Annotated in this window: 10 protein-coding genes; 8 read left to right on the forward strand and 2 right to left on the reverse strand. The window is 60.5% G+C overall.

From position 1 onward, the window contains the following. Window positions 1-30 precede the first annotated feature (30 nt). The 8 genes from gloB (at window position 31) to fabI (ending at window position 10,841) form a co-directional block, all read left to right on the forward strand. Window positions 31-810, forward strand: a complete 780-nt coding sequence (gene gloB / locus ACYP2A_RS26920) for a hydroxyacylglutathione hydrolase (RefSeq protein WP_459748978.1) — start codon at window positions 31-33, stop codon at window positions 808-810. 97 nt (window positions 811-907) lie between these two features. After that, window positions 908-2,530 (forward strand): LysM peptidoglycan-binding domain-containing protein, encoded by a 1,623-nt coding sequence (locus ACYP2A_RS26925; protein ID WP_459748979.1) that lies wholly within the window; start codon window positions 908-910, stop codon window positions 2,528-2,530. A 107-nt stretch (window positions 2,531-2,637) separates the two neighbouring features. Next, window positions 2,638-4,467, forward strand: a complete 1,830-nt coding sequence (locus ACYP2A_RS26930) for an extracellular solute-binding protein (protein WP_459748980.1) — start codon at window positions 2,638-2,640, stop codon at window positions 4,465-4,467. Further along, on the forward strand, window positions 4,464-6,320 hold the full coding sequence (locus ACYP2A_RS26935) for an extracellular solute-binding protein (protein ID WP_459748981.1): 1,857 nt from the start codon (window positions 4,464-4,466) through the stop codon (window positions 6,318-6,320). Before ACYP2A_RS26930 ends, ACYP2A_RS26935 begins: the two co-directional genes overlap by 4 nt. Before the next feature lies 1 nt (window position 6,321). Continuing rightward, window positions 6,322-7,395 carry a microcin C ABC transporter permease YejB gene (locus tag ACYP2A_RS26940; RefSeq protein ID WP_459748982.1) on the forward strand — a complete coding sequence of 358 codons (1,074 nt, stop codon included), beginning with the start codon at window positions 6,322-6,324 and terminating at the stop codon, window positions 7,393-7,395. Between the two features lies 1 nt (window position 7,396). Next, the gene (locus ACYP2A_RS26945) at window positions 7,397-8,416 is read left to right on the forward strand and encodes an ABC transporter permease (protein WP_459748983.1); all 1,020 of its coding nucleotides are present in this window, start codon (window positions 7,397-7,399) and stop codon (window positions 8,414-8,416) included. Window position 8,417: 1 nt separating this feature from the next. Continuing rightward, the gene (locus ACYP2A_RS26950; RefSeq protein WP_459748984.1) at window positions 8,418-10,028 is read left to right on the forward strand and encodes an ABC transporter ATP-binding protein; all 1,611 of its coding nucleotides are present in this window, start codon (window positions 8,418-8,420) and stop codon (window positions 10,026-10,028) included. Between the two features lie 18 nt (window positions 10,029-10,046). Further along, window positions 10,047-10,841, forward strand: a complete 795-nt coding sequence (gene fabI / locus ACYP2A_RS26955; RefSeq protein WP_459748985.1) for an enoyl-ACP reductase FabI — start codon at window positions 10,047-10,049, stop codon at window positions 10,839-10,841. Between the two features lie 160 nt (window positions 10,842-11,001). Here the strand turns inward: fabI and ACYP2A_RS26960 are convergent, their stop codons facing one another. Both ACYP2A_RS26960 and ACYP2A_RS26965 read right to left on the reverse strand, forming a co-directional pair. After that, the gene (locus ACYP2A_RS26960; RefSeq protein ID WP_459748986.1) at window positions 11,002-12,885 is read right to left on the reverse strand and encodes a SurA N-terminal domain-containing protein; all 1,884 of its coding nucleotides are present in this window, start codon (window positions 12,883-12,885) and stop codon (window positions 11,002-11,004) included. 178 nt (window positions 12,886-13,063) lie between these two features. Continuing rightward, window positions 13,064-13,336, reverse strand: a complete 273-nt coding sequence (locus ACYP2A_RS26965; RefSeq protein ID WP_056840806.1) for an HU family DNA-binding protein — start codon at window positions 13,334-13,336, stop codon at window positions 13,064-13,066. Window positions 13,337-13,459 lie beyond the last annotated feature (123 nt).

Raw genomic sequence — 13,459 nt, forward strand, 5'->3', positions numbered from 1 at the left:
ACTATTGTTCCTCGCCAAGCGAACTGCGCCATGATACAGATCCACGCCTTGCACGCTTTCAGTGACAATTACATCTGGTTGTTACAAGACCTTTCGACCCGCCGCTGCGCCGTGGTCGATCCGGGTGATGCAGCGCCGGTGCTGGACTGGCTGCAGCACAATCCTGGCTGGCAACTGACCGACATTCTCATCACCCATCACCACAATGACCATGTCGGTGGCGTGGTGGCCATCAAGCAGGCCACCGGCGCCAAGGTGTCGGGACCGGCCAGCGAGACCATTCCCGCCCGTGATGTCGCCCTCAACGACAACGACCAGATCGTGGTGCTGGGCCTGACCTTTGACGTGCTGCTGGTGCCCGGCCATACCTCGGGGCATATCGCCTTCTATCACGCAGATGCCGACCAGCCTCTGTTGTTCAGCGGCGATACTCTGTTTGCTGCCGGCTGCGGGCGACTGTTCGAGGGCACGCCCGAACAAATGCACGAAGCCCTGACCCGGCTGGCCGCCCTGCCCGCGCACACGGCCGTGTACTGCGCGCATGAGTACACCCTGAGCAACCTGCGTTTTGCCAAAGCCGTCGAGCCGGACAACCGCGACATCGCCGAACGCTTCGAACACGTCAGCCGGTTACGCCAGCAAAACCGTATCAGCCTGCCAACCAGTCTGGCACTGGAACACCTGACCAACCCTTTTCTCAGGGTCCACGTAACATCCGTTAAAGAAAAAGCGGACGAGTGGAGCAGGCGAGACAACACGTCGCCTGGCGCGGTTTTTGCCAGCTTGCGAGCCTGGAAAAACGACTTTTGAAGTGACCACCCAGCTGCCCAAAGTTCCCTAAAGGTTGACCAGTGGCATCGCGCTTTCTAGAATCGCCCGACATTTTTGCCTGGATACACCCCGGACAATGTCGTCATCTACTGGAAAACCCGCAAGTTCCGACACATTGACGCGCCTGGCTCAAGCCATCGCGGTGACGGCAAGCGCGCTGTTGGCAGGCTGCCAAAGCACCAGTCACGTCGACTCCGAAGCCAATCAAACGACTTCGACTTCGACCTGGCGTGCCCAGCCCAACCTCGCGGCGGGCATCAAGCAGAAACCGATCTTCGCCCCCGCCCCATCCGTGCAGGCGCCACCGCAGGATGTGTGGGAACGCATTCGTCTGGGCTATCAGTTGCAGCAAGGCAACGATATGAACCCGCGCATCGACCAGCAGCGCCTGTGGTTCGCCAACAACCCGTCGTTTCTCGAAAACGCCGGCGAACGTGGCAGCCTGTACATGCACTACATCGTCGAGCGCCTCGAAGAACGCAACATGCCGCTGGAGCTGGCCCTGCTGCCGGTGATCGAAAGCGCCTACAACCCGATGGCGGTTTCCCGCAGCCAGGCCGTGGGCCTGTGGCAGTTCATTCCGTCTACCGGGCGCTACTTCAACCTGCGCCAGACCGGCTTTTATGACGGGCGTCGCGATATCCAGGCCTCGACCAACGCAGCACTGGATTATCTGGGCCGCCTGCACGAAATGTTCAACGGCGACTGGATGCTGGCCCTGGCCGCCTATAACGCTGGCGAAGGTACGGTAAGCCGGGCCATCGAGCGCAACGAAAAGCTCGGCCTGCCCACCGATTACTGGAACCTGCCGCTGCCTCAGGAAACCCGCGACTATGTGCCCAAGCTGCTGGCCCTGTCGCAAGTGGTCCTGACGCCTGCGGCCTATGGCGTCAACCTCAACCCGATCGCCAACGAGCCGTACTTCGAGGCGGTCGCGGTAAACAAGCGTGTCGACCTGTCGCGGGTCGCCAGCCTTGCCAATATCGATGAAGACGAGCTGATCCAGCTCAATCCCGCCTTCAAGAAGCGTATGACCGTCGACGGCCCGCAGCACCTGCTGGTGCCAACGGCCAAGGCGCAACTGGTGACTGCCAACCTGCCGAATCTGAAACCTGCCGAGTTGATGGAATGGCAGCAATACCGGGTCCGCCGCGGCGATACGCTGGAAAGCCTTGCCAAGCGTTATCAGGTATCGACCAGCTCGCTCAAGAGCAATAACCGCCTGGCTGGAAATGCGCTGAAAATCGGCCAGTCGTTGAGCATTCCGGCACAACCGGGCGGCGTATCGCAACCGGCGTTCGAAGCCCTGGCGAGCAATGACAAACCGGCTCGTTCGCGCACCTATCGGGTCAAGAACGGCGACAACCTGACGACGATTGCGCGCGCCAACAAGGTCGATGTCGAAGCCCTGCAACGCTGGAACAACCTTACTGGCCACCGTCTGAAAATCGGCCAGAGCCTGGTGATCCAGGACAACAGCAAAGCCGCGCCGGCCCGTAGCAGCACCAAGGCCACCGCCGTCGCCAGCAGCGCTGACAACGACGGCAAGCCGATGCAGTACAAGATCAAGAAGGGCGACTCGATGTACCTGGTGGCCAAGCGCTTCAATGTCGAGATGAAACACCTCAAGCGCTGGAACCCACGCTCTGGCCAGGCGCTTAAACCCGGCCAGACCCTGACCGTTTACCTGCCTCATTGATCTGCCGACGCGCCAGTCCCGCCAAGGCCGCGGGGACTGGCGTGGCCTTTTGCAGGCTCCTGCAAGCTGTTACTGTTAGCGCCCCGAAAGCCCAAGCCGTATGGATCGTGATACGTCCCATCCTGTTAGCCATCAGCCTGGGTTTGAGCTTCAACGCCAGCGCCGCCATCAGCGAAAGTCATGGCTATGCGCAGTTTGGCGTCCTCAAGTACCCGGCCAGCTTCACCCATTTCGACTGGGTCAATCCCGAGGCGCCGAAAGCCGGCACCTTGAGGATGATGGCATTCGGCACGTTCGACACGCTTAATCCTTATACCCTCAAGGGCAGCAGCCCGGTTTCGACCGGCAATTTCCTGCAGTACGGCGTCAACGAGCTGAACGAACCGTTGATGGTCGGTACCGGCCCTTATGATCCGTCAGGCGACGAAGCCACGTCCAGCTACGGGCTGATTGCGCGCAGCGTCGAGTACAGCGAGGACCGCAGCTGGGTGGTCTACAACCTGCGCCCCGAAGCACGCTTCCACGACGGCAAGCCGATCACCGCCTACGACGTGGCGTTTTCCTGGCGCACGCTGCTCAAGGATGGCCATCCGCAATACCGCACTGCGTTGCAGGAGGTGCAGCGGGTCGACATTCTCAATCGCCACCGCATCCGCTTTGTATTCAAGCGCGTCGGCAACCCGCTGCTGATCATGCGCCTTGGCGAGATGCCGGTCTTGGCGCAGCACTACTGGAAAGACCGCGACTTCAAGGCCACCACCTTCGAACCGCCGCTAGGTAGCGGGCCGTACCGCATCACGCGGGTGCAGCCGGGCCGGCAGTTGGTCTTCGAACGGGTCAAGGATTACTGGGGCAAGGACCTGCCGGTCAATCGCGGCAAATACAACTTCGACCGCGTCGAGGTCGAGTTCTACCGCGACAGCGAAGTCGCGTTCGAGGCGTTCAAGGCCGGTGAGTTCGACATTTATATCGAGCACCAGGCCAAGAACTGGAGCAATGGCTATCAGTTTGCCGCCGTCAACAACGGCCAGGTGATCAAGGCGGCCATCCCGCACAAGATCCCGACGCAGACCCAGGGCCTGTTCCTCAATACCCGCCGCGCGACCTTCAGCGACAGCCGGGTGCGCGAAGCACTGGGCATGCTGTTCAATTTCGAATGGACCAACCGGGCGCTGTTCAGCGACGCCTACCAGCGCTCGACCAGCTATTACCCCAACAGCGAGTTTGCTGCCAGCGGGCTGCCGACCGGGCGAGAATGGCTGATGCTGTCTCAATACCGCGACCGCTTGCCGGCCAGCCTGTTCACCCAGCCGTTCGAGCTGCCGCGCACCGACGGCGGCGGCATCCCGCGTGAAACGCTGCGCAAGGCACTAGGGTTACTGAGCGAGGCCGGCTGGCACTTTTCCGGGCAACGGCTGGTCAATGATCAGCAACAGCCGCTGCGCTTCGAGATTCTGTTGGTCAACCCGAACCTTGAGCGCATTCTGCAGCCGTATGTGCAAGACCTGCGCCGCGTCGGCATCGACGCCGGCCTGCGTACCGTAGACCGCGCCCAGTACAAACAGCGCCTGGACCGTTTCGAGTTCGACATGATCCTTTTGACCCTGCCGCAGACCCTGAGCCCGGGGCTGGAGCAATGGCAGTACTTTCACTCCAGCCAGGCCACGGTCAATGGCAGCAAGAATTACGCGGGTATCAATAGCCCGGTAGTCGACGGCCTGCTCAATCAATTGCTGGCAGCGCAAAGCCGCGAAGACCAGGTGGCCGCCGCCCGTGCCCTGGACCGGGTGTTGCTGAGCCAGCACTACATGATTCCCAATTGGTACCTCAACAGTCATCGTCTGGCCTGGCGTGATCGCTTTGCCAGGGTCACCACCCCGCCCTACACCCTGGGCCTGCGGGCATGGTGGCTCAAGCCTCTGGAGAACACCCGATGAACCCGATCCGTTTGCTGCTCGCGCAGGCAGGCGGCCTGTTGCTGGCCAGCCTGGCCTGCACGGCCCTCGCCGCGCCCCAGCATGCTGTAACGCTGTACGACGAAGCGCCCAAGTACCCGGCCAACTTCACGCACTTCGACTATGTGAACCCGGACGCGCCCAAGGGTGGCACCTTGCGTCAGGCCGGTTTCGGCAGCTTCGACAGCCTCAATCCTTTCATCAACAAGGGCACACCGGCCGAAGACCTTGGCGGCCTGGTCTATGACACGCTGGCGCGTTCGAGCCTGGATGAGCCGCTGACCGAATACGGCCTGATCGCCAGCAAGATCGAAAAAGCCCCGGACAATACCTGGGTGCGTTTCTACCTGCGTCCTGAAGCACGCTTTCATGATGGCCACCCGATCCGTGCCGAAGACGTGGCGTTTACCTTCAACACCCTGATCAAGGACGGCGCGCCGATGTATCGCGCCTATTACGCCGGCATCGACCAGGTGGTCGTCGAAGACCCGCTGCGCGTGCTGTTCAAGTTCAAGGACAGCCACAGCCGCGAATTGCCGCTGATCATCGGCCAGTTACCCGTGCTGCCCAAGCATTTCTGGGCGACGCGCGATTTCAACAAGGGCAATCTGGAATTTCCGCTGGGCAGTGGCCCTTACAAGGTCGCCGAGGTCAAGGCCGGTCGCTCGGTGCGTTACGAGCGGGTCAAGGACTATTGGGCCAAGGACCTGCCGGTCAACCGTGGCCAGTACAACTTCGACGTGATGAACTACGACTATTATCGCGACAGCGACGTGGCCCTGGAGGCTTTGAAGGCCGGGCAATACGACTACCGCGAGGAGAACGCCGCCAAGAACTGGGCCTCCGCTTACGATATTCCGGCCGTGCGTGACGGCCGGCTGATCAAGGAAGAAATACCCAACGGCAACCCGCAAGGCATGCAGGGCTTCATTTTCAACCTGCGCCGCCCGGTGTTCCAGGACCCCAAGGTACGCGAAGCCCTGACCCTGCTGTTCGATTTCGAATGGACCAACAAACAGCTGTTCAACGGCTCCTACACCCGCACCAAGAGCTATTTCGACAATTCCGAGATGGCCGCCAGCGGCCTGCCCTCGGCCGAAGAACTCAAATTGCTCGAACCGCTGCGCGGCAAGGTTCCAGACCGGGTGTTCAGTGAACCGTTCGCGCTGCCCACCAACGATGGCAGCGGCATGATTCGCCCGCAATTGCGCCGGGCCTATCAGTTGTTGCAGGAAGCCGGCTGGCGCATCAAAGATGACAAGATGACCGATGCCCAGGGCAACCCGGTCAAGCTTGAGTTCCTGATGGCTCAGACGGCTTTCGAGCGGGTCATGCTGCCCTACAAGCGCAACCTTCAGGACCTGGGCATTGAACTGGTGATCCGCCGCGTCGATGTGGCCGAGTACATGAACCGCCTGCGCTCACGCGACTTCGATCTGATCGTCAGCAGTTTTCCGCAATCCTCCTCGCCGGGTAACGAGCAACGCGAGTTCTTTCATTCGATCAGCGCCGATCGCACCGGCAGCCGCAACTTCATGGGCTTGAAAGACCCGGCGGTGGACACGCTGGTCGACGGTCTGATCAATGCCGACTCCCGCGAAAGCCTGATTGCCCACACCCGCGCACTGGACCGGGTGCTGCTGTGGGGCTTTTACATGGTGCCCAACTGGCATATCAAGAGCTGGCGCATTGTTTACTGGGATCACCTGGCGCACCCCAAAGCCAAGGCGCTGTCGGATATCGGCCTGAGCAGTTGGTGGGCCAAGCCGGACGTGCAGCCGGCGCCACCGGCCTCACCGCCGCCCGAGAGCGACGCCAAGAACGAGGAGCGCTGAAATGCTGGCTTATATTTTTCGGCGCCTGTTGCTGATCATTCCCACCCTGCTGGGCATCCTGATCATCAACTTCGTCATTATCCAGGCCGCGCCCGGTGGCCCGGTGGAGCAGATGATCGCCAAGCTCGAAGGCTTCGACGGCGCCACCAGCCGTATTTCCGGCGGCGGTTCGGAAGTGTCGGTGGCCGGCTCCAACTACCGCGGTGCGCAAGGGCTTGATCCCGCTCTGATCGAAGAGATCCAGCGCCTGTACGGCTTCGACAAGCCGGCACCGGAGCGCCTGTGGATCATGATCAAGAACTACGCGAAACTCGATTTCGGCACCAGCTTCTTTCGCGATGCCAAGGTCACCGACCTGATCATCGAGAAGATGCCGGTGTCGATCTCGCTGGGGCTGTGGAGCACGCTGATCATGTACCTGGTGTCGATTCCGCTGGGCATCGCCAAGGCCACCCGGCACGGCAGCCAGTTCGACGTCTGGACCAGTTCGGCGATCATCGTCGGCTATGCGATTCCGGCGTTTCTGTTCGCCATCCTGCTGATCGTGGTGTTCGCCGGTGGCAGTTATCTGGACTGGTTCCCGTTGCGCGGCCTGACCTCGAACAACTTCGACGAACTGAGCGCTACTGGCAAGGTGCTGGACTATTTCTGGCACCTGGTGCTGCCGATCACCGCGCTGGTGATCGGTAACTTCGCGACCATGACGCTGCTGACCAAGAACAGCTTCCTGGATGAAATCAGCAAGCAGTACGTGGTCACCGCCAAGGCCAAGGGCCTGAGCAACAACCGCGTGCTGTATGGCCATGTGTTTCGCAACGCCATGCTGCTGGTGATCGCCGGCTTTCCATCGGCGTTCATCGGCATCTTCTTTACCGGCTCGTTGCTGGTAGAGGTGATCTTCTCCCTCGACGGTCTGGGCCTGATGAGTTTCGAGTCTGCCATCAATCGCGACTACCCGGTGGTGTTCGGCACCCTGTTCATCTTCACGCTGTTGGGGCTGCTGGTGAAACTGATCGGCGACCTGACCTACACCCTGGTCGACCCGCGTATCGACTTCGAAAGCAGGGAGCACTGATATGCCGTTGTCCCCCCTCAATCGCCGCCGTTTCGAGCGTTTCAAGGCCAACAAGCGCGGCTGGTGGTCGCTGTGGCTGTTCATGGCGCTGTTCATCTTCAGTCTGGGCGCCGAGTTGATCGCCAACGACAAGCCGCTGGCAGTGCGCTACGACGGGCACTGGTACTTCCCGGTACTGGAGCGCTACCCGGAAACCACCTTTGGTGGTGAATTCCCGCTGGAAGCCAACTACAAGAGCCCTTATATCCAGGATCTGCTGGCCGCCAAGGACGGCTGGACATTGTGGGCCCCGATTCCTTTCAGCTACCAGAGCATCAACTACGACCTGAAAGTCCCGGCCCCCGCGCCACCGTCGCGGGACAATCTGCTGGGCACCGACGATCAGGGCCGCGATGTGCTGGCACGGGTGATCTATGGCTTCCGGATTTCGGTGTTGTTCGCCCTGACCCTGACCCTGATCAGTTCGGTCATTGGTGTGATTGCCGGCGCCCTGCAAGGCTTTTATGGCGGCTGGGTCGATCTGGTTGGCCAACGCTTTCTGGAGATCTGGTCGGGCCTGCCGGTGTTGTACCTGCTGATCATCCTGGCCAGCTTTGTACAACCCAACTTCTGGTGGCTGCTGGGCATCATGCTGCTGTTTTCGTGGATGAGCCTGGTCGATGTGGTGCGCGCCGAGTTTCTGCGTGGCCGCAACCTCGAATACGTACGCGCTGCCCGCGCGCTGGGCATGCGCAATGGCGAGATCATGTTCCGGCACATTCTGCCCAACGCGATGATCTCGACCATGACCTTCATGCCGTTTATCCTCACCGGCGCCATCGGTACCCTGACCGCGCTGGACTTTCTCGGGTTCGGCCTGCCGGCAGGTTCGCCGTCGCTGGGCGAACTGGTCGCACAGGGCAAGGCCAACCTGCAAGCGCCATGGCTGGGCATCAGTGCCTTTGCCGTACTGGCCGTGATGCTCAGCCTGCTGGTATTTATCGGTGAATCGGCCCGCGATGCCTTCGACCCAAGGAAATGACATGACTCAGGACACTCTGATCGAAATCCGCGATCTGGCGGTCGAGTTCGTCAGCGGCGATACCCGCCAACGTGCGGTCGAGGGCATCAGCTTCGATATCCGTCGCGGTGAAACCCTGGCGCTGGTCGGCGAAAGCGGCTCGGGCAAATCGGTCACCGCCCACTCGATCCTGCGCCTGCTGCCCTACCCCATCGCCAGCCACCCTTCGGGCAGCATCCGCTATGCCGGCGAAGACCTGCTCAAGCTTGACGAGAAGCACCTGCGCCGGCTGCGTGGCAACCGCATCGCGATGATCTTCCAGGAGCCGATGACCTCGCTCAACCCGCTGCATTCGGTCGAGAAGCAGATCAACGAAGTGCTGGCGCTGCACAAGGGCCTGACCGGCAAGGCCGCCACCGAACGCACGCTGGAGCTGCTGGAGCTGGTCGGCATCCCCGAACCGCGCAAGCGCCTGAAGGCCCTGCCCCACGAATTGTCCGGTGGCCAGCGTCAGCGGGTGATGATCGCCATGGCCTTGGCCAACGAGCCCGAGCTATTGATTGCCGACGAGCCGACCACCGCGCTGGACGTCACGGTGCAGCTGAAAATCCTCGAATTGCTCAAGGAGCTGCAGGGCCGTCTGGGCATGGCGCTGCTGCTGATCAGCCACGATTTGAACGTTGTGCGGCAAATAGCCCATCGCGTATGTGTCATGCAGCGCGGTTCCATCGTCGAACAGGCATCGTGCGAAGAACTGTTCCGCGCGCCTCGACATCCGTACACGCAAACGCTGCTCAATGCCGAGCCCAGCGGCGGGCCTGTGGCCAATGTGCCGGGCAAGCCGTTGATTGAAGTCGACGATTTACGGGTCTGGTTCCCGATCAAAAAGGGCCTGTTCAAACGCACCGTCGATCATATCAAGGCAGTGGACGGCGTCAGTTTCAGCCTGCCACAAGGGCAGACACTGGGGATTGTCGGGGAAAGCGGATCGGGTAAATCCACATTGGGCCTGGCGATTTTGCGCTTGCTGTCCAGCGATGGCGCCATACGTTTTCAAGAGCAGCCCTTGCAGGGTTTGTCGCAGCAGCAGGTGCGCCCGCTGCGCCGGCAGATGCAGGTGGTGTTTCAGGACCCGTTCGGCAGCCTGAGCCCACGCATGTCGGTGAGTGAAATCGTTGGCGAAGGCCTGCGCATTCATGCCATGGGCACACCGGCCGAGCAGGAACAGGCAATCATCGAGGCACTGACGGAGGTAGGGCTGGACCCGCAAACGCGTCACCGTTACCCTCACGAGTTTTCTGGCGGGCAGCGCCAACGTATCGCCATTGCCCGGGCGCTGGTGCTGAAACCGGCGCTGATTCTGCTGGACGAGCCCACTTCGGCGCTCGACCGGACCGTGCAGCGCCAGGTGGTCGAGCTGCTACGCTCGCTGCAAGAAAAGTACAACCTGACGTATCTGTTCATCAGCCATGACCTGGCTGTCGTCAAGGCGCTGAGCCACCAGTTGATGGTGGTCAAGCAAGGTAAAGTGGTCGAACAAGGTGCAGCCGAGGCTGTTTTCGCCGCACCGCAACATCCTTACACACAGCAGCTACTGGAAGCCGCCTTCATGGCACCCGTAGCTGTCGATTAACCTGAAGAGGAACAACACATGGGTTTTCTCGCCGGTAAGCGCGTCCTGATCGTCGGTGTCGCCAGTAAACTGTCCATCGCATCCGGCATCGCTGCCGCCATGCATCGTGAAGGTGCAGAGCTTGCTTTCACCTACCAGAACGAAAAACTCAAAGGCCGTGTCGAAGAGTTCGCCGCAGGCTGGGGTTCCAATCCTGAGCTGTGCTTCCCTTGCGATGTGGCCAGCGACGAAGAAATCGCCAAGGTCTTCGAAGAGCTGAGCAAGAAGTGGGATGGCCTGGACGTGATCGTTCACTCGGTCGGCTACGCGCCGGGCGACCAGCTCGATGGCGACTTCACCAGCGCCACCACCCGTGACGGTTTCCGCATTGCTCACGACATCAGCGCCTATAGCTTCATCGCCCTGGCCAAAGCCGGCCGCGAACTGATGAAAGGCCGCAATGGCAGCCTGCTGACCCTGTCGTACCTGGGCGCCGAGCGCACCATGCCTAACTACAACGTGATGGGCATGGCCAAGGCCAGCCTGGAAGCCGGTGTACGTTACCTGGCCGGCAGCCTGGGCGCCGAAGGCACCCGCGTCAACGCCGTCTCGGCAGGCCCTATCCGTACTCTGGCAGCCTCGGGCATCAAGAACTTCCGCAAGATGCTGGCCGCCAACGAAGCGCAAACCCCGCTGCGTCGCAACGTCACCATCGACGAAGTCGGCAACGCTGCCGCCTTCCTGTGTTCGGACCTGGCCTCCGGCATCAGCGGTGAAATCATGTACGTCGACGGCGGCTTCAACACCACCGCGATGGGCAATATCGAAGAGTAAGCTTTACGCTTGGTCAGACGCCAAAAAGAAGGCCGTCCCAAGGGGCGGCCTTCTTTTTGGCTGCAAGCTATGAGCTGCAAGCTACAAGCGAATCGCGCTGACCTGAATTGCCTTTTCAGTCAGCGCGACCTGCTTGCAGCTTAAAGCTTGAGGCTGCTTTTCAGTTCTTCTCGATCTTGGCTTTGTGTTCCAGCTCGGCGCGGTACGCCGCGAAATCCTGCTGGCCGGCACGTGAGGCCAGGAAACGACGGTACTGAGTTTTCTCTTCGTCACTTGGCGCTGCGGCCTCGTTGACACCCTTCAGGCGCACGATCACGTAGCTGCCATCACCGGTGGTGAGGCTTGCGTACTCGGGCTTGTCCTTGCCTTCAGGCTTGGGCATGCGGAACAGGGTCTGCAGCACCGACGGATCAACGCCTTCCTGACCGCGGCTGACCGCTTCCAGGACTTTCCACTCGATACCGTCCTGACGAGCTGCCAACGGTACCTTGCCGTCGCGCAGGCCGCTCAGCAGAGCCTCACCCTTGGCTTTGGCCGCAGCACTGGCCTTGTCCTTGAGCAACTGGCCACGAATGGACGCGGATACGCTTTCCAGTGGTAACTGCTGGGGCTGCAGATGCTCTTTGGAACGCACCACCAACACGGTGTCCGGATCAAGTTCCAGTGCACTGCTGTTGGAGCCTTCTTCAAGCACTTCAGGGCTGAATGCCGCCTGGATCACAGCACGGTTGGCGGTCAGACCTTCCCCGCCTTCACGACCGAAGGGCGCGGTGGTCTGAACCTTCAGACCCAGTTCCTGAGCCGGCTGGGCCAGATCGGACGATTCAAACGCCGAATCCTGCAACTGCTTGGTCGCCTCGACGAACTTCTGCTCGACCTGTTGGGACTTCAGGTCGGCGGTCAGTTTGTCTTTCAGGCTGGCCAGGGTTGGCACCGACGGAGCCTCGACACCCAACAGCTTGATCAGGTGCCAGCCGTAGTCGCTGCGTACCGGCTGCGAAACCTGGTCTTTGTTCAACGCGTACAGCGCGCTTTCAAAGGCCGGGTCATAAACACCCTTGCCGGCATAGCCCAGATCGCCACCCTTGTTCGCCGAACCCGGGTCCTGCGAGAACTCTTTGGCCAGGGTCGCGAAATCTTCACCCTTGGCCAGTCGCTGCTGCACTTCTTCCAGCCTGGCCTTGGCCTGCTGGTCGTCGAGCTTGCCGCCCACCTCAATGAGGATATGCGCGGCGCGGCGCTGCTCGCTCAGGTTGGCGATTTCCTTCTCGTAGGCCGCTTGCAGATCTTCATCCTTGACCTGAACCTTGTCGAAGAAAGACGATTTTTTCAGCTCGACATAGTTCAGCACCACCTGCTCGGGGCTCATGAACTCTTTGGCGTGCTGGTCGTAATGCGCCTTGACCTCGTCATCGGTAACCGAAACCGCCGTCAGATTGACCGGCACGGTCAGGGTTGCCGAGTCACGGGTCTGCTTCTCAAGACGAGCGAAGGCCGCAACCTGAGCGTCGGTGACGAAGGCACTGCCCGCGATACCGGCACGCGCCTGGGCGATCAGCATTTCCTGGGTCAGCATCTGACGGAACTGCAAACGGTTGTAGCCGAGTTGACGGATGACCTGATCGAAACGATCGGCACTGAATTTGCCGTCGACCTGAAACTCGGGCGTCATCAGCAACTGCTGGTCGACTGCGGCTTCGGAGAAGGCGAATTTGTCGTCAGCCGCGGCCTGCAACAGCAGTTTGCGGTCGATCAGACCCTTGAGCGCCGACTCACGCAGCAGCTTGTCATCCAGCAGCGCAGGGTCGAAGTCCCGGCCCAGTTGCTGAACCAGTTGCTGGGTCAATTGACGGCGTTGCATTTCAACCGCCTGACCCAGTTCGTTCTGGGTCACTTCTTCGCCGTTCACTTCGGCAGCGGTCTGCTTGCTGCTGTTAGCGGTGAACAGCGCTTCAATGCCCGTCAGAGCCATCAGTGCAACGATGATCCCGATGATTGTCTTGGCAATCCAGCCTTGTGAATTGTCCCTGATGTTTTGCAGCATGCGTCCCCCAGAACGGTTGAACTCACGAACCAACCGCGGAGCGTGGGTAGAAAGCGGATAGAAGAAAGGCGCATCCGAGGATGCGCCTTCTCGTAAATCGCGAAGCAGAGGGTCTCGACCCCTTCGCAAGCGGTCCGCGAACAATCGCGGACCCGCGCGCGTCAAGCCTGGAAAAAGCTTAGTTGACGGCTTCTTTCAGCGCTTTACCGGCTTTGAAAACAGGCTTCTTGGCCGCCGGAATTTCCAGAGTGTTGCCGGTTTGCGGGTTGCGGCCCACGCGAGCAGGACGATCGGTTACGGAGAACGTACCGAAGCCAACCAGTACAACGGAGTCGCCAGCCTTCAGAGCGCCAGTGACGGATTCGATCACAGCGTCCAGCGCACGGCCAGCAGCAGCTTTCGGGATATCAGCAGATGCAGCGATAGCATCAATCAGTTCCGACTTGTTCACGCTAAGTCCCCTTATCTCTTTATGGAGTATGTTTCTAAGTTTTTGGTTTAAGCAAAACGTGCACTGAATGGCCTACAGGCACCGGCTTGAAGGAGCCGCTTTATAACAAGCGCTCCAAAAAGC

Source organism: Pseudomonas sp. 3A(2025), assembly GCF_054589175.1.

Bases quoted from the DNA above. Each gene is read 5' to 3' on its own strand.
- gloB (WP_459748978.1), top strand. From the start codon at position 31: ATGATACAGATCCACGCCTTGCACGCTTTCAGTGACAATTACATCTGG.
- ACYP2A_RS26925 (WP_459748979.1), top strand. From the start codon at position 908: ATGTCGTCATCTACTGGAAAACCCGCAAGTTCCGACACATTGACGCGC.
- ACYP2A_RS26935 (WP_459748981.1), top strand. From the start codon at position 4,464: ATGAACCCGATCCGTTTGCTGCTCGCGCAGGCAGGCGGCCTGTTGCTG.
- ACYP2A_RS26940 (WP_459748982.1), top strand. From the start codon at position 6,322: ATGCTGGCTTATATTTTTCGGCGCCTGTTGCTGATCATTCCCACCCTG.
- ACYP2A_RS26945 (WP_459748983.1), top strand. From the start codon at position 7,397: ATGCCGTTGTCCCCCCTCAATCGCCGCCGTTTCGAGCGTTTCAAGGCC.
- ACYP2A_RS26950 (WP_459748984.1), top strand. From the start codon at position 8,418: ATGACTCAGGACACTCTGATCGAAATCCGCGATCTGGCGGTCGAGTTC.
- fabI (WP_459748985.1), top strand. From the start codon at position 10,047: ATGGGTTTTCTCGCCGGTAAGCGCGTCCTGATCGTCGGTGTCGCCAGT.
- ACYP2A_RS26960 (WP_459748986.1), bottom strand. From the start codon at position 12,885: ATGCTGCAAAACATCAGGGACAATTCACAAGGCTGGATTGCCAAGACA.